Source organism: Mesorhizobium sp. (assembly GCF_005063415.1).
In the GTDB taxonomy this organism is placed as follows: Bacteria; Pseudomonadota; Alphaproteobacteria; order Rhizobiales; family Rhizobiaceae; genus Mesorhizobium.
This window is the reverse complement of record NZ_SUEG01000010.1, coordinates 23897-43536: the sequence shown is the minus strand read 5'-3', so window position 1 is coordinate 43536 and position 19640 is coordinate 23897. Positions and strand designations below refer to the sequence as shown.

Here is a 19640-nt window from a genome sequence, read left to right as displayed (position 1 = left end):
TAGACCGCTTCGGCGCAAATTTTTGCTCACGTCAGGGAGAGTAGAGATTTGGACAAGCGCGACCTGTCGACGATCTTTCGCGAGCGCCTGAAAATGCTCTTGACAAGGTCCGATTTGAACCAATCAGCCTTCGCCGCCGCGGTTGGCATCGACCGTTCGGCACTGTCGCAGCTGCTCTCCGGCGCCTCGACCCGCCTTCCCCGCGCCGAAACGCTGCTCAACATCGCCGCCGAATTCAAAGTCTCGCTCGACTGGCTGCTCGGCCTCAGCCACGACGAGGGCGTCACCGGTGAAATCCGCGAGAGCCTTGAGATCGAGGAGGCGCCGGACGGCTTCGACCGCACGCTGCTGGCTCGCTGGCATGCCGAGGCGGCGGGAACGAAAATTCGCTACGTGCCGGCCGGCATTCCCGATCTTCTGCGCACCGAGGCGCTTGTCGACTACGAAGCCGTCATCGCCAACAAGAGCCGCGAAGCACAGGCCGGCGAAACGCAGTACCGCATCGACTACAACCGACGGCCCGAAACCGACATGGAAGTCTGTATGCCGCGCCACACGCTGGAGATCTTCGCGCGCGCGCTGGGCGTGTGGGACCGCTTTCCGGAGGCCGACCGCCACCAGCAACTCCTGCACATGGCGACACTGCTCGACGACCTCTATCCCACCTTCCGCCTGTTTCTCTATGACGGGCGGATGCGCTATTCGATCCCCTACACCATCTTTGGGCCTTATCGCGCCGCCATTTACGTCGGCGACATGTATCTGGTGCTGAACGCCACGCAGCCGATCCGCACCCTGACCAGCCATTTCGACAATTTGATACGCGCCGCGGACGTCAACGCGCATGAAGCGGCCAGCTTCACACGAAAGCTGGCGGAGATGCGATTTTGACCGGTTGCTCTCCGCGCCAACATTGACGGCACATAAAGAATTCTTTATATCCTTATCTCAGTTATTCTTCCGGGAAGGCGTATTTCACATGACCAATCCGATCGACGCTCTGCTTGCCGAAAAGGGCGTCCTGCTCGCCGATGGCGCCACCGGCACTAATCTGTTCGCCATGGGTCTTGAGGCCGGCGAGGCTCCCGAGCTCTTGAACGAGACCGCGCCCGACACAATCACCAGCCTGCACCAGAACTTTGTCGATGCCGGCGCCGACATCATCCTGACCAACTCTTTTGGCGGCACCCGCCATCGGTTGAAGCTGCACCATGCGCAGGACCGGGTTTACGCGCTGAACAAGCGCGCCGCCGAGATCGCGAGCGCCGTTGCAAAAAAGGCTGGCCGCAAGGTGATCGTGGCCGGCTCCGTCGGCCCGACCGGCGAGCTTCTGGTGCCGCTCGGCGCCATGACCTATGACGAGGCGGTCGAGGCCTTTGCCGAGCAGATCGAGGGGCTGAAGGCCGGCGGCGCCGAAGTCGCCTGGATCGAAACCATGTCGGCGCCGGACGAGATCCGTGCCGCCGCCGAAGCCGCCATCCGCGTCGGCTTGCCCTATACCTATACCGGCTCCTTCGACACCGCCGGCCGCACCATGATGGGGCTGCTGCCGAAGGACATCCACGGCGTCGTTGATGGCCTGTCGCAGACACCGCTCGGTGTCGGCGCCAATTGCGGTGTCGGCGCCTCCGACATTCTCGCCTCGCTGCTCGACATGACCGAGGCGAAGCCGGAAGCAACGGTGATCGTAAAGGGCAATTGCGGCATTCCCGAATTTCGCGGTGCCGAGATCTACTATTCCGGCACACCCGAGCTGATGGCCGACTATGTGCGCCTCGCCGTCGATGCCGGCGCCAAAATCGTCGGCGGCTGCTGCGGCACCTCGTTCCAGCACCTTGCCGCCATGCGTAAGGCGCTCGATGCGCACACCAAGTCGGATCGCCCGACCGTCGAGCAGATCGTCGAACGCATCGGCCCGATGCGCAACAAGCAGGCGACGGTCAACGTCGCCGAGACCAGCGAAGCCCGCCGCGAGCGGCGCCGCGGACGCGCCTGACGCTTTCGTTTGTGACGCGCTCCGCGCGAAGCAGTGCAGCCGCGAAAAAAAGGCCGGCAAGGTTTCCCTCGCCGGCCTGCCTCACCCGCCCGTAGGCCGGCTCCCCCTATCAGAACGATCCCATCTGAAAGAAACCGGCCATCATTGCCACTACCGGTTGCCGCCGAGCGCCGGGGCAAGGCGCACAAGCGAGAGGAACTCGGACCGGTACCCAAACGGGTCGGCTCCTCTGGCGGCGGTGGCAATCTCCATGATCTTGTCGTAGCCGAACTTCGCGGTCGCGTCCTCGTCGCGTAGCTTCTGGCCGAAGGCAGCGACCGCAACGGAGAAACGCTGGTCGGTGCTGGCCTGGTCGAACGACGCCACCTCGTTGGCTGACGTCACCGGCGTGGTGATCAGCTTCGAAGTGTCCTCGTTCGGCAGCTTGTAGCGGATCTTGACGAAAGCATATTCGTCGGCATTGGCGACACCGCCATTGTTCACCGAGGCCTGGCCATAGCGCAGCTGATCAATCTGTTCGCCGCCGCTGCCCTTAGGCGTGATCTCGTAGATCGCGGTGACCGAATGGCCTGAGCCAATCTCGCCGGCATCGACTCGGTCATTGTTGAAATCCTCGCGGTTCAAGGCGCGGGTTTCGTAGCCGATCAGCCGGTACTCCGAGACCTTGTTCGGGTTGAACTCGACCTGGATCTTCACGTCCTTGGCGATGGTGAACAGTGTCGAGGAGGCATCCTCGACCAGCACCTTCTCGGCCTCCGCCAACGTATCGATGTAGGCAGCGGTGCCATTGCCGTTCTGGGCGATGGTCTGCATCATCTGGTCGTTCAGATTGTCGCGGCCGAAGCCGAACACCGACAGGAACACGCCTGTCTTGCGCTCCTTTTCGATCAGCCGCTTCAGATCGTCATCGTCGGTCTGGCCGACATTGAAATCACCATCGGTAGCGAGCATCACCCGGTTGATGCCGTCCTTGACGAAGGATTTCTGCGCCAGCCTGTAGGCTTCCTTGATGCCGGCCTCACCTGCCGTCGAGCCGCCGGATGTCAGATTGTCAATGGCAGCGAGGATCTTGTCCTTTTCCGAAGCTTTGGTGGGCTCCAGCACGGTACCGGCATCGCCCGCATAGGTGACGATCGAGACGGTGTCGTCAGGTCTCAGCTTGTTGACCAGCAGCCGGAAGGCCGACTGCAGGAGCGGCAGCTTGTCCTGCTCGTTCATCGAGCCCGACACATCGATCAGGAAGACCAGATTGGCCTTGGGCTGCTCGGCCGGCTTCACGTCGAACCCCTTGATGGCGACATGCATCAGCCTGGTGTGCTCGTTCCACGGCGTCGGCATGACGCTGACGGTCGAATTGAACGGCGTCGAGGCGGAGTCCGGGCCTTTCCAGTCATAGGGGAAGTAGTTGACCATCTCCTCGACGCGCACCATATCGGCCTGCGGAATAAAACCTTCCTTCAGCGAGCGCCGGACGAAGGAATAGGAAGCGGTGTCGACATCGATCGAGAAGGTCGAGACCGGGTCTTCAAGTGCGGCATGCACCGGGTTGGTCTTGAAATTCTCGACGCGGTCGCGGTTTTCCTCTTGCGGCAGCATCTGGTCGGCCGGCGCAGCGGCAGGCTGTTGTGCCATCAGCTTGGAATCGGCAACCGTGCCAGGCATGCGTCCGACCCGCGCGCCGCCGTCGGCGGCCGGAGCCGCGGAGCTTGCACCGCCGTTCAATGCAAGCTCGCTGCTCTGCGCCGGTTCGGGAGCATTGCGGCTGAGCACATCCTGCTGCGTCAACCCGCCGACTGCGGTCGATTCCGCTTTCGGCGGCGATGTCGGCGCCACAAGCGCCTCGCCGGTGTCGCGGCTTTCACCGTCGGCGTCCGCCTTCTTCTGCTTGTCCGCTTCGGCAACGACCGACGGTTTGACGGTCGCCGGCTTGTCAGCCAGCGTTTCGGTGATCTTATCGTCCCCACCGAATTCGGGGCCGCCGAATTTGGATTCTCCCAGCATATAGATGGTAGCGTATCCGGCGATCGGCAGGGCAACGAGCCCGGCAATGGCCGGCGTGGCGAAGAGTTTCTTTTGCATGATTTCGCTCCAGAGCCTTTGTGCTCGCTCTGTGAGACGAAGCCCGCCTGCCGATCCTTGGGCGGCCGGTAAAGTTTTTTCTTCCATGTCATAGGCGCGCAGCGCGGCCTGGAGGGCACGCGCCTTTGCATCCGCGTCGGGCGCCGGTGCTGCGATATCGCGCAGCCTGTTCAGTTGATTGTCGTCGACCATGGTCACACTTCCCCGGCTGAACGCATCAGCGTCTTCAACCGTTTCTTCGCCTCATGGATGTGCCAGGAAACCGTCGTCTCCGAGATCGCCATCGCCTCGGCGGCGGCGGCGTGGCTCAGCCCTTCGCCATAAACCAGCAGCACCGCATCGCGCTGCTTGTCCGGAAGCTTGCGCACCGCTGCCCAGAGCGCCTCGGTCGGGTCTTCCGCCTCGGACGACGCCTCTCCTGAAATCAGTGCATAAGCGCCATAAGCCTCGGTCTTTATCGTCTCGCGGGCGGTCTTGCGCATCATGTCGCGCGCCGCATTCAGCGTCATGGTGTAGAGCCACGTCGTGAAGGCACCGCTGCCGTGATAGTCGCGGATCGCCCGGCCGAGCCGAACGCACACTTCCTGGGCGATATCCTCGGCGTCGGCCTTTTTCCCGCACCAGCGATAGGCGGCGCGATAGACGAAACCGTAGTGCCTTTCGAGCAACTTGCCGAAAGCACCCCGGTCTCCGCCTTTCGCCCGCCCGATCAGTTCGGCGTCGGAGGCTTCGCTTTCGTCCAGCATCATCGCCATCATTTGCCTGTTGGACGAAGGCTAATGGCGGTTCCTTGGGGCGATGGAAAGAATTTTTTGGCGGGCTGTCACGTCGTAATGGTTGGCGTGCCTTGGCCGAGCGTCTCCGCAAACAGCGTCGTCAGCCGCTTCCAGTGGCGTTCGGCGCCGGCTGCATCGAAGGCACTATGGTCCGGCATGCACCAGCCATGCGCCATACCGGCATAGTTCTCGATGACATGGTCGACTTCGGCGGCGCGCAGTGCTTCTGCCAGCCGCGCCGATTGCTCAGGCGGAAAGCTGCGGTCCACACCGGCAGTGCCGATATAGACCCTTGCTTTGAGCGAGGCGGCCTTCCGGTGCGGACTGTCGGCCGCGTCACCAGCCAGATTGCCGCCATGGAAACTGGCTGCGGCAACGATGCGATCGGGATAGCTGGCCGCGGCGTTCAGCGCCCGCGCTCCGCCCATGCAGTAGCCGACAATGCCGACCGGCCCGGTTAGGCCCTGGGCAGCGAGCACATCGAGGAAAGCGCCACTGTCGCGGATCGTCATCTCCTGGGTCGTGCCGCCGAGGAGACCTGTGATGGCGGCCTTGCTCCTCTCGTCGCCGAACGCAGTCTTGGGATCGAACGGACCGTAGGGCGCATTGCGGTAAAAGAGGTCCGGCACAAGCACCGCATAGCCCTCGCCCGTAAGCCGCTCCGCCATCTGATCGAGCGCCGGTCGCGGACCGAAAACGTCCATGTAGAGGATGATCGCTGCCTTGGCTGGGGCCGCCGAACGGAACAGCCGGGCCTTGGCAATGCCGTCGCTTGTCTTGATCTGCATCGCTTGCGTGGCCATCATCCGCTCCGTTGATCAGTCGTGCGATAGATATCTGCGGTGACCGTCGCGGCAAGCTGTAATGAGGCGATCTCCTTCAAGATTTCGTGCGGCATTCGGCGACGCTAAAGACGCGCGAATGCTGCCATGTGAAAGGCCTGAACCTCGGCCGGATAGCGATAATCGGCACCGTAAGGACAGGCGTTGCGATCGAGGCAGCCGCCGGTTCGGCAAGGCGCGCCGTTTTGCCCGCGCACATGGGCAAGACAGGTTTCATGCGCAAACCCATCCGCAGAATAAGCCTCGACCGGACAGGATCTCAGGCAAGGTTTTTCCAAACATGTATCGCAAAGGTGAATCACGTCGCGGGGCTCTTGGAGCGCGATTTCGTCGTCGAACAGCAGCGCGCCGCGATAGGCATGCCAGAGCCCGTATTGCGGATGCATGAGAATGCCGAGCGGTGACGGCTTCAGCCCCTCCGCACGCATCGCCCATTGCTGGAATGGCAGATAAGGCCTGTCGGACGGCGACACCGCGCGTGCCCCGAATCTTTCGGCCACGGCGCCGATCACTTCGCGCGACCATCTGTCGAGCGGATCGGCGATTGGCTGTGACTGTTTCTCCAGCCAGCGCAGGAAGTGCGGCCAAGGTGCGGCACTCGCCTGCCCCACCAGCAGGGCGGATCTGGCGGCAGCGCCGGAGAGACCGGAAGGTGTCTCCTCAGCGCCTGCAAAATTGAAGCCGCCGCGAAGCACGAGGCCGTGGGCGGAAAGCGCAGCCGCGATTGTTTCAGTCATGCCGCGCTCGGGATCATCCCTTCTTGTCCGGGTCGGAGAAGGCACTCCGCCAGACTTCCTTGTGGATGATGTTGGCGACTTTAGCCCCGCCTGATTCGGGCTCCTTTCAGGTGAAGGCGTCGGCCATCGACGCCTTCTTCCTGGCAATAAAGTCCTTCAGTCCGTCGTCGATGCCCGGGTCGAGATACGGCGCCTCGTAGCTTTCCAGCCAGCGGCGGGCGAGCTCGTTGGCGCGCTGCGGCGCGGTTTTTTCGCCTTCGGCCAGCCACTGCTCGTAGGAATTGTTATCGGCGATGTTGGAGCGGTAGAACGCGGTCTGGAAATTCGCCTGGGTATGGTCGCAGCCGAGGTAGTGGCTGCCCGGGCCGACCTGGCGGATGGCATCCATCGCCTGACCGTTTTCCGACAGGTCGACGCCTTCGGAGAACTTCTGCGTCATGCCGAGCTGGTCGATATCCATCATGAACTTTTCGTAGCAGGAGGCGAGACCACCCTCGAGCCAGCCGGCCGAATGCAGCACGAAGTTGGTGCCGGCGAGGATCGTCGAGTTCAGCGTGTTGGCGCTCTCATAGGCGGCCTGCGCATCGGGGATTTTTGAGGCACAGAGCGAGCCGCCGGTGCGGAACGGCAGGCCTAGCCGGCGGGCGAGCTGCGCGGCGCCATAAGAAACCAGCGACGGCTCCGGCGTGCCGAAGGTCGGCGCGCCCGACTGCATCGAGATCGACGAGGCGAAGGTGCCGAACAGCACCGGCGCACCCGGCCGGATCAGCTGGGTGAACGACGCCCCGGCCAGAACCTCGGCCAAAACCTGGGTCAGCGTGCCGGCGACCGTCACCGGGCTCATCGCACCGGCAAGGATGAACGGCGTGACGATGCAGGCCTGGTTATGGCGCGAGTAAACTTTCAGCGCCCCCAGCATGGTCTCGTCGAACACCATTGGCGAGTTGGCGTTGATCAGGCTGGTCAGCACCGTGTTGTTCTCGACGAAATCGTCACCAAACACGATCTTGGCCATTGCCACCGTATCTTCGGCGCGCTCGGGCGCGGTCACCGAACCCATGAACGGCTTGTCCGAATATTTGATATGGCTGTAGACCATGTCGAGATGGCGCTTGTTGACCGGCACGTCGACCGGCTCGCAAACCGTGCCGCCCGAATGGTGGATCGACGGCGCCATATAGGCGAGTTTCACGAAATTCCGGAAATCCTCGATCGTGGCATAGCGCCTGACGCCGTCGAGATCGCGCACGAAGGGCGGTCCATAGACCGGCGCGAACACGGTCGCGTTGCCGCCGATCTGCACCGAGCGCTCGCCGTTGCGGGCGTGCTGGGTGTAGACCGACGGCGCGGTCTTCAACAGCGAGCGGCAGAGGCCCTTGGGGAAATGCACACGCTCGCCCTTGACGTCGGCGCCCGCCTCTTTCCAAAGCTGCAGTGCCTCGGCGTCGTCGCGGAAGATGATGCCGATCTCTTCGAGCACCGTGTCGGTGTTCTTTTCGATCAGCGCCAGCCCTTCCTCGTCCAGCACTTCATAGACGTTGATCTTGCGCTTGATATAGGTGAGCTGTGTGCCGGGGCCGCCGCCCGAACGCGCAGCCCGTCGGGCTGCGGCGCCACCGCTGGCAGCGCGCCCGCGCCGTGCGTTTGACGCTTCCTGATCGACCGGCGCGTTCTCACTCATAATCGTTCTTCCCTGGCTTTCGTTCTGGCCTGATTTACTCCGGCCGGGCTCTTGTACCGGCCTGAAATCCGTTTGCGGCCGCATATTGCGGTCTCTGGCCGGATCGTAGCCATGCACCCTATTCGAAACGGCCCGCCAGCGCCAACGCCTGTCGCAAAATCGACAAGAATTCCAAGAGATTTACGGTCGCTTTCGTTTTGCGGGAAGTCGCAAATCAGCTATGGACAACCGGCCCGTGCGGGTTAGGTATTGACGCGATATTTTTAAGCTGCCGCGATAGTTGTAGCCGGCAAGGAGCCTGAGAAAAAATGGCCGACGACGAGATCATCCTTTCGGAACTCTCCGATGACGAGTTGGTGCAGCAGATGCACGACGATCTTTATGACGGGTTGAAGGAAGAAATCGAGGAAGGCACCAATATCCTTCTCGAGCGCGGCTGGGCGCCTTACAAGGTGCTAACCGAGGCTCTGGTCGAAGGCATGCGCATCGTCGGCGAGGATTTCCGCGACGGCATCCTGTTCGTTCCCGAAGTGCTGCTATCGGCCAACGCGATGAAGGCCGGCATGTTCATCCTGCGTCCGCTGCTTGTCGCCACCGGCGCGCCGAAGCAGGGCAAGATGGTGATCGGCACAGTCAAGGGCGACATCCACGACATCGGCAAGAACCTGGTCGGCATGATGATGGAAGGCGCCGGCTTCGATGTCATCGACCTGGGCATCAACAATGCGGTCGAAAAATATCTCGATGCTATCGAAAAGCACCAGCCCGACATCATCGGCATGTCGGCGCTGCTGACGACGACCATGCCTTACATGAAGGTCGTAATCGATACGATGAAGGAAAAGGGCATTCGCGATGATTATGTCGTGCTGGTCGGCGGCGCGCCGCTCAACGAGGAATTCGGCAAAGCCGTCGGCGCCGACGCCTATTGTCGCGACGCCGCGGTGGCGGTCGAGACCGCCAAGGACTTCATGAAGCGCAAGCACAACGTCCGCGCTTCGGCCTGAGAGTCAATAAATTCGCCGCTGACGAGAAAAGCCGCGCCTTGCAGTGCGGCTTTTTTATTCCCAAATGTTTGAAATCGTGCAGATCAGGGTTTCTTGACGGTATCGTCAACCGCCTTCGCAGTGGATTTGAGATCCTTGCCGACGCCGCGCACCGTGTTGGCACAGGCCGAAACAGCCAAGGCGCAGGCGAGAATAGCGATTGGCGCGACGCGGAACAATTTCATGAATGGTGTCTCCCTCAGCATATAAATTCGCTGGACAGCAACGAAGATGGATTAGACTGGTTCCATGACTACCGCGCGAAAACAACAATCCGATCAAGGCGACAGGCTGCTCGTCATTGCCTGCGGGATGATTGCGCGCGAGGTTTTGGCGGTCAAGGAGCAGCTCGGGCTCGACCATCTCGACCTGACCTGCCTGCCGGCGGAGTTCCATTTCTATCCGGACCGCATCGCGCCGGCCATGGACAAGGCAATCGCCAAGGCCAGGGCGGATGGCTACAGACACATCTTCGTCGGCTATGCCGATTGCGGCACGGGTGGCCTGCTCGATCGGATCTGCGAGAAGCACGGCGTCGAGCGCATGGCCGGGCCGCATTGCTTTGCCTTCTACCAGGGCATGGATGCCTATGCGAAAGTTGCCGATGACGACATGATGTCGTTCTACATGACCGATTTCCTCTGCCGGCAATTCGATGCCTTCTTCATGAAGCCGCTCGGCCTCGACAAGCACCCGGAGCTGATCAAGGACTATTTCGGCAACTACGAGAAGCTGATCTATATCGCTCAGACCAACGACCCGGAACTCGACAAGGTCGCCGAAAAGGCGGCGAAAATGCTCGGCCTCGCCTATGAGCGGCGCTCGACCGGCTATGGTGACCTGACGAAGGAACTGGCCAGCGCGTCAGCACATTCGTAAAAAGAAATAGCGTCCTCTAAGCGTTTGCCGGAGGCTGCCGGTCATTTTCGCCCACCGCCTCACCGATCCGATGTGACATCGATGATGCGCCCGGTTTCAAGGCGGATCGGCCCCCGCGCGGTTGGATCTTTAAGCAATATTTCGGCAAGCATTGCATCGACATTGTCGAAATTACCTTGCAGAATTGACGGATCACTTCGCTCCCAATACTCCCCTTCATCGACGACATAGAGACTGGAGAACAAGCGAGTAATTTCGCGAAGAAACCTGATGATCTCGATATGAGCGCCTGAACCTGCAAACTGAGTTTTACAATATTGTTGAACGAAGAGGTGCTTGTCGAACTCAAGCCGCAGCGGTTCCGAATTGGGATGCGGTTGAAGCTCTATTCCAAACACAGGGCCAATATAGTCCGCGTTTCGTTCATCAATGACTCGATTGAGCGTCTTCTCGCGCTCATCGATCTCGCGCACCGGCCAGTCTCGCGCAGTGGCGAACGCCTTGGCTTCGTGCAGCAAAGCAGCATATTGCTCGTGACCCCGTAACTGTCCTTCAAAGTGGATTGTTACTCCCAACTACCTCTCCCAGTGACGCGCAGTCCTGACGAATACCTGCGCTCTTATTCCGCCACAAGCCCGGCGAGCACATCGGCAAAGCTCGTCTTGCAGACGAAACCCAGCCGGTCCCCTCGCCCGCAACGCGTCGTAGACCCGATCGATTGACGAAAACATCGTCCAGCCTTTCTTCGTGTAGACTGCCGGATAATCCGGAAAATAGCGCGCAACGACCGACGGTGCGTCGGCGATCAATGCCGCGCAATCGTCGGGCTGGAACGGTGTCGGCGCCGAAATGATGAAGATGTCGAAGCCCAATTGCGGCGCTTTCTCCAGAGCAGCGATGTGGGCGTCGGCCGCATCCTCTACCGTCAGCCGGCGGAACAACAGCTCATTGGCCTTGGTGTTGGCGTCAGACTGTTCGATCACATGCGCCATGTCATCCGCCTCGGGAAAAAACCGGGCGGTGCGCAACACGATCACCGGCAGGCCGAACTGCAAATGATAGAGCCGGCAGAGGTGTTCGGCTGAAAGCTTGGTGACGCCGTAGATGTTGCGCGGTTCAGGCGACATGTCTTCCGTCAGCCACGCCGCCATGCGCGCCCCGCCGGCGCGAATGGTTTGGGAAATCATCAGCGATGTCGTCGAGGTGAAGATGAAGCGCTGAACGCCGAATGCAGAGGCCGCATCGAGCAGGTTGAGCGTGCCGCGCACATTCGTCTCGACGAAATCCTCCTTGCGACGATGTTCGATGTCAGGCTTGTGCAGCGCGCCGCTATGGATGATGGCCTCGATGCGGTTCTCCTCGACCGCCCTCATGACCAGGTCGCGATCGGCGACTGAGCCGACGATTCGCGTTTCGGCGGACGGAACGGGATCGAGGCCGGTGACGTCATGGTCAAGAACCCGCAGGCGCGGTGACAAGGCGCTGCCGAGCCAACCCGACGATCCCGTCAGCAAGATCCGCATTCTTTCCACCTCGTTTCTGCTGTCGATGCTCAGGCACGGATGACAGAACGCGGCGAAACATTAAGGTATGCGCCAGACAAGAAAACAGGCTGCTCCAGCCATCAAAAGGGAAAACGCCACCAATGATCGCTCGCCTCATGTTTGCCGCAGTAACTGTCCTCTGCTTGACTATGCCCGCGTTCGCCGATGGCGAGGTGCAGAAGCTGATAACGGCTGCCGACAAGGCGCGGCTCGACAAATATGGCGAGACGCGCAAGGCAGCGCTTGACGAGGCGAAGGCCGGCGATCCCGCCGAGGTCAAGCAGCTCGACGCCTTGCTGGCAAAGCCGCTGGTTTCGTTCTCCGACAAGGACCTGACCGGCAATTGGCAATGCCGCACCATCAAGGCCGGCGGATTGAGCCCGCTCGTCATCTATGGCTGGTTCAAATGCAAGGTGAGCGACGACGGTTCCGGCTGGAGGCTGGAAAAGATCACCGGCTCGCAGCGCACCAAGGGCCGCTTCTTCGATGATGGCGAGAAACGCGCGATCTATCTCGGTTCCTTCTACGTCAACGACGATCCGGCAAAGCCCTACGGCAGCGGCCCGGAAAGCGATCAGGTCGGCTATGCCTTCCGCAACAGCGCCAGCGAATGGCGTATCGAGTTCCCGGCGCCCCACTACGAATCGAAGCTCGACATCCTCGAATTCAAGCGCTGAGCCCTATCACCAACGGTTGACCCGCTCAGCCTAGCATTCGCGCGCAGAGAACAGGTCTTGTTGGGTCGCGAAATATGGCACGGTCGAAACCAAACCAACGGCCGATCGTCGTCATCACCGAAGGCGGCCCGCATATCTGGGCGATCGTCAACGCCATCGCCGACCACCTCGCGCCTGTCAGCGTCATCCTCGAAGCTCCTGAATCCAAAAAGCAATTGCTTCTCGGGCGGGCGCGGCGGCAAGGCTGGACCTCGGCCGTCGGTCAACTCGGCACGATGATGCTGACCCGGCTCGGCAAGCACTTCTTCGCCGGCCACGCAGCACGGCTCGCCGCCGAGCAGAAGCTGCAAACCGAACCGAAGCCTGGGCAAAAGATCATCCATGTCTCGTCGGCCAACGCGCCGGAGTGCCTGCAGGCGATCGAGGAAATCCAGCCGGGTGTCGTGCTGCTCGCCGGCTGCCGCTTGCTGTCGCGGCAGACGCTGGCGAAAATCCCTTGCCCGGTCCTCAACTACCATGCCGGCATCGCCCCGAAATATCGTGGCATGAACGGCGGCTACTGGGCGCTGGCTTCAGGCGATGCGGAAAACTTCGGCACCACCGTGCATCTGGTCGACGCCGGCGTCGACACTGGCGGCGTGCTGCGGCAGACGCGTGGCAAACCGCAGCCGGGCGACACAATTTCAAGCTACGCGTTGCGGCAGGCAGCGTTCTCGCGCGACATCTGCGTCGAAGCGGTCAGGGATGCGCTGGCCGGCAAGCTCGGCACGGTGGATCCCGGCCTGCCTTCGAAACAATGGTATCATCCGACGGTCTGGTTTTATCTCTGGACCGGGATAAGGAACGGCGTCTGGTGACGCGCCGATTTACCGGACAGCCACCCGCCACTAACATTGCATCATGAGCGACATCAACCACCGCACCATCATCGCCGGCCTTTCGGTCGAGGACCGTCGCGACCTCACCGCCCGGCTCGACGGGCCAGGCATTGTCCGGCTGGTCGTCCATGGCGGGCTGGTTGTCGTGCTGGGCGCACTGATCGCCGCCCGCATCCCGTTCTGGCCGCTTCTCGTCTTGCCGCAGGGGATCCTGATCGTCTTCTTCTTCACGCCGTTGCACGAGACCATCCATGAAACGGCGTTCAGAACGGCGTGGCTCAATCGCGCTGTTGCCGCCGTGGCCGGCTTCCTGATCCTGCTGCCACCCGCATGGTTCCGCTATTTCCATTTCGCCCATCACCGCCACACCCACGACCCGGACAACGACCCCGAACTGATGGCCCCGAAGCCGGAGACCATCGGCCAATATCTGCGCTATCTGTCCGGCGGCCCCTATTGGATAGCTATGGCTCGTGTGATCGCAACCAATGCGGCTGGTCGCAACCGCGACGAATTCGTACCGGAAAAGGGTCGCGGCAAGGTGGTTGCCGAAGCACGGCTGTTCCTGATCGGCTATGCGGCGTTGCTGGCCGCAATTCTCGCCATGCAGTCGGCGCTGCTGTTGTGGGTCTGGATCGTGCCGGTGCTGGTAGGACAGCCGTTTTTGCGCGCCTACCTGCTGGCCGAGCACGCGTTGTGCCCGCATGTCGCCAACATGCTCGAGAACACCCGCACCACCTTCACCACAAGGCTGGTGCGCTTCGTGGCTTGGAACATGCCATACCATTCGGAGCACCATTCCTATCCGGCCGTTCCCTTCCACAGCCTGCCGCGCTTCCATGAGATCGTCGCGGAGCATCTACGCACGACCGAACGAGGTTACATGCGCTTCCACAGGAAGCTGGTCGGCAGCTTCGATGGCCGCGCCGGCTGACCAGCGCTGGAAGAAACTCCACTTTCAACCGCGGCCGTTGATTGCGTCGCTTTTGAAGGCCCCCGCGTCGTCCCATAACAAGCAGCCCAACAGCGCTTCCGGCAATGCTCGAAACCACTGCATCGGCCCAAGAGATCGGAATCGATCTTCGCAGGGCACGATGCAGCGGAGTTAGGTGGTAGAGCATCGTTTGTGCGTTCGATTGGACGCGCGGCGCCCTACAGGAGCAGGAATTCATGGCCGATCTGATCGTCGTCTTCTGGCGCGACATCCCCGCCCAGGTCATCGTCAAGAAGGGCCGGCAGAACGCCAAGCGCGAACTGCCGTTGCGCTTCACCGAGGCGATCGACATGTGCGCCATGCGCACTGGCGCCGGCGGCACCGACGACTATCTTGCCGAATGGCGCAAGGCAGAGCCCGTCCCAGTCAGTGACGATCTTGAAGCCGAGGCCGAGAAGGCTCTTCGGGAGCTCGATGCGAAATACGACCGTGAGCGGTTGGTCGCTCTGGTCAAGGCGGGCGGCAAAGAAAATGTCTGATCCCCAATCAATGCCGGTGACGACGGCTCAAGCCGGCGTGACCCAGGCGACCATCGTCAAGAAGGCGGCGCCGAAATCCGACTACAAGCCGGCCGACGTGTCGCCGCAGCGGCGAGTGCAGCGCTCTTTCGCGGTACGCCTTTGGTCTGTGCGGCATTCGCGGCTGCTCGAATGGTTCTACGGCAAATTCGCCGACATGTTCCTGCTCCTCCATCCGCTGTGGAAGGGCATCGGCTACAGCCGTGTCGAAGGGCCCGTGAAATTCGTCGAAAAGCGCGTCAAGGGATTCATGTTCGACTGCCGCATGTGCGGCCAGTGCATTCTTTCCTCGACCGGCATGTCGTGCCCGATGAACTGCCCCAAGCAATTGCGCAACGGCCCTTGCGGCGGTGTCCGCGCCAACGGCAATTGCGAGGTCGAGCCCGACATGCCTTGCGTCTGGGTCAAGGCCTGGGAAGGCTCGCAGAATATGGTGCATCGCGACAAGATTTTTGACGTGCAGAAGCCGGTGGATCAGTCCTTGCGCGAAACCTCCGCCTGGCTGCGGGTGACCGCGCAGGCCGCGGCCGCCCGCAATGCGGCCCAGAACACTACCAGCACCGGAACGTCGGCATGATCGGCCGCCAGCCAGACGAGAATCCGGCCGGCATCCATTTGCCGCTCGATCCCCTGCCCGGCCACACCTCGCGTGGCCGGCTGGAACGCGTCCTCAGGCGCGGCGAGTTCGCAGTGACGACCGAACTCAATCCGCCCGACAGCGCCGATCCGGAAGACGTCTACAACCGCGCCAGGATTTTCGACGGCTGGGTCGACGCCATCAATGCCGTCGACGCTTCAGGGGCCAACTGCCACATGTCGTCGGTCGGCATCTGCGCGCTGCTGACCCGCATGGGCTATGCCCCGATCATGCAGATCGCCTGCCGCGACAGGAACCGCATTTCCATCCAGGGCGACGTGCTTGGGGGTGCTGCGATGGGCGTCGCCAATATGCTGTGCCTGACTGGGGACGGCGTGCAGGCCGGCGACCAGCCTGGTGCCAAGCCGGTGTTCGATCTCGACTGCATGTCGCTGCTCGAAACCTGCCGTATCATGCGCGATAACGGCAAATTCCTGTCCGGCCGCAAACTCACGACGCCGCCGCAGCTTTTCCTTGGCGCTGCGATCAACCCGTTCGCGCCGCCGATCGATTTCCGTCCCTATCGGCTGGGCAAGAAGATCGCCGCCGGCGCGCAGTTCGTGCAGAGCCAGTACTGCTTCGACGTGCCGATGTTCCGCGCCTACATGCAGAAGGTCCGCGATCTCGGCTATACCGAGAAATGCTTCATCCTGTGCGGCGTCGGGCCGCTGGCCTCGGCCAAGACGGCCAAATGGATCCGCTCAAACGTGCCGGGCATTCACATTCCCGATCAGATCGTCAAGCGCCTGGAAGGCGCTCAGGATCAGAAGAAGGAAGGCAAGCAGCTCTGCATCGACATCATCAATGAGGTGAAGGAAATTCCAGGTGTGTCCGGCGTCCATGTGATGGCCTATCGCCAGGAAGAGTATGTCGCCGAGATCGTCGACGAGTCCGGCGTGCTGAAGGGCCGCCGGCCGTGGAAGCGCGAAATCCGCCGCGACGACCAGCTCGTTGCCGACCGGCTCGACCACATACTGCATGACGACCTCACCGAAACCCAGGTCGACATGGTCAAGACCGCGCATTGACAGCACGAATCGTCAGCATTCGCTTGATCAGAAACAGATAACGATATAAAGAACTCTTTATATCACGATGGAGAGATTTCATGACCCGGACCATCGTCGCCTCGGCGACACGAGAAATCATCATCGGCTTCGATCAGCCCTTCTGCGTGATCGGTGAGCGCATCAACCCGACCGGCCGTAAGAAACTGGCCGCCGAAATGATCGCCGGCAATTTTGAGACCGTCATCAAGGATGCGCTGGAGCAGGCCGCCTGCGGCGCAACCATGCTCGACGTCAATGCCGGCGTCACCTCTGTCAATCCGAACGAGACCGAACCCGGCCTGCTGGTGCAGACGCTGGAGATCGTGCAGGGCCTGGTCGACCTGCCGCTGTCGATCGACTCCTCGGTGACTGCGGCAATCGAAGCGGCGCTGAAGGTCGCCAAGGGCCGGCCTCTGGTCAATTCCGTCACCGGCGAGGAGGAAAAGCTCGAGGCCATCCTGCCTCTGATCAAGAAATACAACGTTCCGGTCGTCGCCATTTCCAACGACGAGACCGGTATTTCGATGGACCCCGATGTGCGCTTTGCCGTCGCCAAGAAGATCGTCCAGCGCTGCGCCGACTTCGGGATTCCGGCGCATGATGTGGTCGTCGACCCGCTGGTCATGCCGATCGGCGCGCTGGGCGATGCCGGCCGCCAGGTATTTGCCCTGCTACGCCGGCTGCGCGAGGAGCTCAAGGTCAACACCACCTGCGGCCTCTCCAACATCTCGTTCGGCCTGCCGCACCGTCACGGCATCAACGCCGCCTTCATCCCGATGGTGATCGGCGCCGGCATGACCTCGGCGATCATGAACCCGGTGCGGCCGCAGGAAATGGAAGCGGTGCGCGGCGCCAACGTGCTGAACGGCACCGACGAGAACTGCACCAACTGGATCAGGACCTACAAGGACTACAAGCTTGCCGAAGGCGGCCAGGCCGTTGCCGCCCGGACGCAGGTCAACGCGCCGGGCGATGGCAATGGCAATGGCGGACGCAGGCGCGGCGGCCGCGAAGCGCGGATGGCCCGGGGTTGAGCCATGGCTTGGCCGACACGATATGGGGCCTAGGACTGGGGAGGAACCGAAACACAGGGGCATCGCTGCCGTGGCCAAGACCCGAGCAGCGTAGAAAGTAAAGTCTGGAACGTATGAACTCTCCCGTCAACATCACCGATCCGCTCGTGCTGTTCATGCCGTCTGGCAAGCGCGGGCGGTTTCCGGTCGGCACGCCGGTGCTGGATGCCGCGCGCCAGCTCGGTGTCTATGTCGAGAGCGTGTGCGGCGGGCGTGCCACTTGCGGGCGTTGCCAGATCGAGGTGCAGGAAGGCAATTTCGCCAAGCACAAGATCGTTTCCTCCAACGACCACATCTCGCCCAAGGGCGCAAAGGAAGAGCGCTACGAGCGCGTGCGTGGGCTGCCCGAACGCCGCCGCCTGTCCTGCTCGGCGCAGATCCTCGGCGATCTCGTCGTCGACGTGCCGCAGGACACCGTCATCAACGCGCAGACCATCCGCAAGGATGCCGACACCAGGGTCATCGCCCGCGATGCATCAATCCGCATGTGCTATGTCGAGATCGAAGAACCCGACATGCACAAGCCGCTCGGCGACCTCGACCGCCTGAAAATCGCGCTGATGAAAGACTGGGGCCTCAAGAGCCTCGATTTCGATTTCCATCTGTTGCCGCAGGTGCAAGGCATTTTGCGCAAGGGCAACTGGACCGCGACCGCCGCCATCCACAAGGACACCGACAGCGAGACCGCGCGGGTTATCGCTTTGTGGCCCGGCCTCAAGAACGAGGCGTACGGGCTTGCCTGCGATATCGGCTCGACCACGATCGCCATGCATCTGGTGTCGTTGCTGTCGGGCCGCGTCGCCGCCTCGTCGGGTACATCCAATCCGCAGATCCGCTTCGGCGAGGATCTGATGAGCCGCGTCTCTTACGTGATGATGAACCCGGACGGCCGCGAAGGCATGACGGTCGCCGTGCGCGAGGCCATTTCGGGCCTCGTCGACAAGGTCTGCGCCGAAGGCAACGTCCAGCGCAACGACATCCTGGATTCCGTGTTTGTCGGTAATCCGATAATGCACCATCTGTTCCTCGGCATCGATCCGACCGAGCTCGGCGGCGCCCCCTTCGCGCTAGCCATCTCGGGCGCCGTGCACATCAAGGCATCGGATATCGGCTTGAAGCTCAACCAAGGCGCCAGGCTCTATATGCTTCCTTGCATTGCCGGCCATGTCGGCGCGGACGCTGCTGCAGTGACGCTGTCGGAAGGCCCGCACCGCCAGGACGAGATGATGCTGATCGTCGATGTCGGCACCAATGCCGAAATCGTGCTCGGCAATCGCCAGCGGGTCGTGGCGGCCTCCTCGCCAACTGGCCCGGCCTTCGAAGGTGCGGAAATCTCCGGTGGCCAGCGTGCCGCACCGGGTGCCATCGAGCGCGTCCGTATCGATCCCGAAACGCTGGAGCCTAAATACCGCGTCATCGGCTCGGAACTCTGGTCCGACGAGGCGGGCTTCCTCGACAGCGTGCAGGCGACCGGCGTCACCGGCATTTGCGGTTCCGGCATCATCGAAGTGGTCGCCGAGATGTATCTCGCCGGCATCATCTCCGAGGACGGCGTCATCGATGGCGGGCTTTCCGCCCGCTCGCCGCGCGTTGTCGCCAACGGCCGCACCTTCTCCTATGTGCTGAAGGAAGGCGAGCCCAAGATCACCATCACCCAAACTGATGTGCGCGCTATCCAGCTTGCCAAGGCCGCCCTTTATGCCGGCACCAAGCTTTTGATGGAAAAGCAGCACACCGATCACGTCGACCGCATCCACTTCGCCGGCGCATTCGGCTCGTTCATCGACCCGAAATACGCAATGGTGCTGGGCCTGATCCCGGATTGCGACCTCGACAAGATCTCGGCCGTTGGCAATGCGGCCGGCGCCGGCGCACGTATGGCGCTGTTGAACCGCGGCTATCGCCGCGAGATCGAGGAAACCGTCAGCCAGATCGAGAAGATCGAGACGGCGCTGGAGCCGAAATTCCAGGAACATTTCGTCTACGCCATGGCGCTGCCGAACAAGATCGACCCGTTCCCCAAGCTGTCGGCGGCGGTGAAACTGCCGCCACGCAAGACGGTGAGCGAAGACGGCATCGCCGGCGACGCTGCCCCGCGGCGGCGTTCGCGCGAAGGCCACGCCGCGCGGCGCGGGCGGGGATGACTCGCCTTCGCTAGGCTGTCAGACCCTTCCATTTTCATTTGTATGCAAATGTTTCCAGATCGCGCCGATCTGGAAACGAAAATGCGTTTT

Annotated in this window: 20 protein-coding genes; 12 read left to right on the top strand and 8 right to left on the bottom strand. The window is 61.9% G+C overall.

Going from position 1 to position 19640, the window contains the following annotated elements; all coding sequences use genetic code 11:
* The first annotated feature begins 48 nt into the window (after positions 1 to 48).
* Positions 49 to 891 (top strand): helix-turn-helix transcriptional regulator, encoded by an 843-nt coding sequence (locus tag E5W70_RS05180; protein WP_292654779.1) that lies wholly within the window; start codon positions 49 to 51, stop codon positions 889 to 891.
* Positions 892 to 979: 88 nt separating this feature from the next.
* The gene (gene bmt, locus E5W70_RS05175) at positions 980 to 1996 is read left to right on the top strand and encodes a betaine--homocysteine S-methyltransferase (protein WP_292654777.1); all 1017 of its coding nucleotides are present in this window, start codon (positions 980 to 982) and stop codon (positions 1994 to 1996) included.
* Between the two features lie 150 nt (positions 1997 to 2146).
* On the opposite strand, the gene E5W70_RS05170 is transcribed toward bmt, so the two are convergent.
* The 5 genes from E5W70_RS05170 to E5W70_RS05150 all read right to left on the bottom strand — a co-directional run bounded on the left by E5W70_RS05170 (position 2147) and on the right by E5W70_RS05150 (position 8111).
* Complete coding sequence (locus tag E5W70_RS05170) at positions 2147 to 4267, bottom strand: VWA domain-containing protein (RefSeq protein ID WP_292654774.1); 2121 nt, start codon at positions 4265 to 4267, stop codon at positions 2147 to 2149.
* Between the two features lie 2 nt (positions 4268 to 4269).
* Positions 4270 to 4830 carry an RNA polymerase sigma factor gene (locus E5W70_RS05165; protein WP_292654771.1) on the bottom strand — a complete coding sequence of 187 codons (561 nt, stop codon included), beginning with the start codon at positions 4828 to 4830 and terminating at the stop codon, positions 4270 to 4272.
* A 68-nt stretch (positions 4831 to 4898) separates the two neighbouring features.
* The gene (locus E5W70_RS05160) at positions 4899 to 5654 is read right to left on the bottom strand and encodes a dienelactone hydrolase family protein (RefSeq protein ID WP_292654768.1); all 756 of its coding nucleotides are present in this window, start codon (positions 5652 to 5654) and stop codon (positions 4899 to 4901) included.
* A gap of 104 nt (positions 5655 to 5758) precedes the next feature.
* Positions 5759 to 6430 carry a hypothetical protein gene (locus E5W70_RS05155; protein ID WP_292654765.1) on the bottom strand — a complete coding sequence of 224 codons (672 nt, stop codon included), beginning with the start codon at positions 6428 to 6430 and terminating at the stop codon, positions 5759 to 5761.
* A gap of 106 nt (positions 6431 to 6536) precedes the next feature.
* The gene (locus tag E5W70_RS05150; protein WP_292654762.1) at positions 6537 to 8111 is read right to left on the bottom strand and encodes a trimethylamine methyltransferase family protein; all 1575 of its coding nucleotides are present in this window, start codon (positions 8109 to 8111) and stop codon (positions 6537 to 6539) included.
* 308 nt (positions 8112 to 8419) lie between these two features.
* Between E5W70_RS05150 and E5W70_RS05145 the strand changes: the two genes are divergently transcribed.
* Positions 8420 to 9118 carry a B12-binding domain-containing protein gene (locus E5W70_RS05145; protein WP_023676506.1) on the top strand — a complete coding sequence of 233 codons (699 nt, stop codon included), beginning with the start codon at positions 8420 to 8422 and terminating at the stop codon, positions 9116 to 9118.
* 83 nt (positions 9119 to 9201) lie between these two features.
* On the opposite strand, the gene E5W70_RS05140 is transcribed toward E5W70_RS05145, so the two are convergent.
* A complete protein-coding gene (locus tag E5W70_RS05140; RefSeq protein ID WP_292654758.1) occupies positions 9202 to 9342 on the bottom strand; it encodes an EncA/B family entericidin in 141 nt (46 codons plus the stop codon).
* Positions 9343 to 9406: 64 nt separating this feature from the next.
* Here E5W70_RS05140 and E5W70_RS05135 point away from each other — a divergent pair, with 64 nt between their 5' ends.
* Positions 9407 to 10036 (top strand): DUF1638 domain-containing protein, encoded by a 630-nt coding sequence (locus E5W70_RS05135; protein ID WP_292654756.1) that lies wholly within the window; start codon positions 9407 to 9409, stop codon positions 10034 to 10036.
* Between the two features lie 59 nt (positions 10037 to 10095).
* Here the strand turns inward: E5W70_RS05135 and E5W70_RS05130 are convergent, their stop codons facing one another.
* Positions 10096 to 10611 (bottom strand): hypothetical protein, encoded by a 516-nt coding sequence (locus E5W70_RS05130; RefSeq protein ID WP_292654753.1) that lies wholly within the window; start codon positions 10609 to 10611, stop codon positions 10096 to 10098.
* Positions 10612 to 11559 (bottom strand): NAD(P)-dependent oxidoreductase, encoded by a 948-nt coding sequence (locus tag E5W70_RS05125; protein ID WP_292654751.1) that lies wholly within the window; start codon positions 11557 to 11559, stop codon positions 10612 to 10614. It abuts the gene before it with no gap.
* 122 nt (positions 11560 to 11681) lie between these two features.
* On the opposite strand from E5W70_RS05125, the gene E5W70_RS05120 reads away from it, so the two are divergent.
* The 8 genes from E5W70_RS05120 (at position 11682) to E5W70_RS05085 (ending at position 19550) form a co-directional block, all read left to right on the top strand.
* Positions 11682 to 12257 carry a DUF4893 domain-containing protein gene (locus E5W70_RS05120; protein ID WP_292654748.1) on the top strand — a complete coding sequence of 192 codons (576 nt, stop codon included), beginning with the start codon at positions 11682 to 11684 and terminating at the stop codon, positions 12255 to 12257.
* 74 nt (positions 12258 to 12331) lie between these two features.
* On the top strand, positions 12332 to 13114 hold the full coding sequence (locus tag E5W70_RS05115; protein ID WP_292654745.1) for a formyl transferase: 783 nt from the start codon (positions 12332 to 12334) through the stop codon (positions 13112 to 13114).
* Positions 13115 to 13157: 43 nt separating this feature from the next.
* On the top strand, positions 13158 to 14069 hold the full coding sequence (locus E5W70_RS05110; protein ID WP_292654742.1) for a fatty acid desaturase: 912 nt from the start codon (positions 13158 to 13160) through the stop codon (positions 14067 to 14069).
* Positions 14070 to 14305: 236 nt separating this feature from the next.
* Positions 14306 to 14608 carry a virulence factor gene (locus E5W70_RS05105; RefSeq protein WP_292654739.1) on the top strand — a complete coding sequence of 101 codons (303 nt, stop codon included), beginning with the start codon at positions 14306 to 14308 and terminating at the stop codon, positions 14606 to 14608.
* Positions 14601 to 15224 (top strand): methylenetetrahydrofolate reductase C-terminal domain-containing protein, encoded by a 624-nt coding sequence (locus tag E5W70_RS05100; RefSeq protein WP_292654737.1) that lies wholly within the window; start codon positions 14601 to 14603, stop codon positions 15222 to 15224. Before E5W70_RS05105 ends, E5W70_RS05100 begins: the two co-directional genes overlap by 8 nt.
* A complete protein-coding gene (locus E5W70_RS05095) occupies positions 15221 to 16312 on the top strand; it encodes a methylenetetrahydrofolate reductase (RefSeq protein ID WP_292654734.1) in 1092 nt (363 codons plus the stop codon). Before E5W70_RS05100 ends, E5W70_RS05095 begins: the two co-directional genes overlap by 4 nt.
* Before the next feature lie 80 nt (positions 16313 to 16392).
* Entirely contained in the window at positions 16393 to 17367 is a 975-nt protein-coding gene (locus E5W70_RS05090; RefSeq protein WP_292654731.1) for a methyltetrahydrofolate cobalamin methyltransferase, read from the top strand.
* Positions 17368 to 17480: 113 nt separating this feature from the next.
* Positions 17481 to 19550: an ASKHA domain-containing protein gene (locus E5W70_RS05085; RefSeq protein ID WP_292654728.1), complete on the top strand. Its 2070-nt coding sequence runs from the start codon at positions 17481 to 17483 to the stop codon at positions 19548 to 19550.
* The last annotated feature ends 90 nt before the right edge of the window (positions 19551 to 19640 follow it).

Excerpts from the sequence above, each read along its gene's own strand:
- bmt (WP_292654777.1), top strand. The coding sequence starts at position 980 with ATGACCAATCCGATCGACGCTCTGCTTGCCGAAAAGGGCGTCCTGCTC.
- E5W70_RS05170 (WP_292654774.1), bottom strand. The coding sequence starts at position 4,267 with ATGGTCGACGACAATCAACTGAACAGGCTGCGCGATATCGCAGCACCG.
- E5W70_RS05165 (WP_292654771.1), bottom strand. The coding sequence starts at position 4,830 with ATGGCGATGATGCTGGACGAAAGCGAAGCCTCCGACGCCGAACTGATC.
- E5W70_RS05160 (WP_292654768.1), bottom strand. The coding sequence starts at position 5,654 with ATGGCCACGCAAGCGATGCAGATCAAGACAAGCGACGGCATTGCCAAG.
- E5W70_RS05155 (WP_292654765.1), bottom strand. The coding sequence starts at position 6,430 with ATGACTGAAACAATCGCGGCTGCGCTTTCCGCCCACGGCCTCGTGCTT.
- E5W70_RS05150 (WP_292654762.1), bottom strand. The coding sequence starts at position 8,111 with ATGAGTGAGAACGCGCCGGTCGATCAGGAAGCGTCAAACGCACGGCGC.
- E5W70_RS05145 (WP_023676506.1), top strand. The coding sequence starts at position 8,420 with ATGGCCGACGACGAGATCATCCTTTCGGAACTCTCCGATGACGAGTTG.
- E5W70_RS05140 (WP_292654758.1), bottom strand. The coding sequence starts at position 9,342 with ATGAAATTGTTCCGCGTCGCGCCAATCGCTATTCTCGCCTGCGCCTTG.
- E5W70_RS05135 (WP_292654756.1), top strand. The coding sequence starts at position 9,407 with ATGACTACCGCGCGAAAACAACAATCCGATCAAGGCGACAGGCTGCTC.
- E5W70_RS05125 (WP_292654751.1), bottom strand. The coding sequence starts at position 11,559 with ATGCGGATCTTGCTGACGGGATCGTCGGGTTGGCTCGGCAGCGCCTTG.
- E5W70_RS05120 (WP_292654748.1), top strand. The coding sequence starts at position 11,682 with ATGATCGCTCGCCTCATGTTTGCCGCAGTAACTGTCCTCTGCTTGACT.
- E5W70_RS05115 (WP_292654745.1), top strand. The coding sequence starts at position 12,332 with ATGGCACGGTCGAAACCAAACCAACGGCCGATCGTCGTCATCACCGAA.
- E5W70_RS05110 (WP_292654742.1), top strand. The coding sequence starts at position 13,158 with ATGAGCGACATCAACCACCGCACCATCATCGCCGGCCTTTCGGTCGAG.
- E5W70_RS05105 (WP_292654739.1), top strand. The coding sequence starts at position 14,306 with ATGGCCGATCTGATCGTCGTCTTCTGGCGCGACATCCCCGCCCAGGTC.
- E5W70_RS05100 (WP_292654737.1), top strand. The coding sequence starts at position 14,601 with ATGTCTGATCCCCAATCAATGCCGGTGACGACGGCTCAAGCCGGCGTG.
- E5W70_RS05095 (WP_292654734.1), top strand. The coding sequence starts at position 15,221 with ATGATCGGCCGCCAGCCAGACGAGAATCCGGCCGGCATCCATTTGCCG.
- E5W70_RS05090 (WP_292654731.1), top strand. The coding sequence starts at position 16,393 with ATGACCCGGACCATCGTCGCCTCGGCGACACGAGAAATCATCATCGGC.
- E5W70_RS05085 (WP_292654728.1), top strand. The coding sequence starts at position 17,481 with ATGAACTCTCCCGTCAACATCACCGATCCGCTCGTGCTGTTCATGCCG.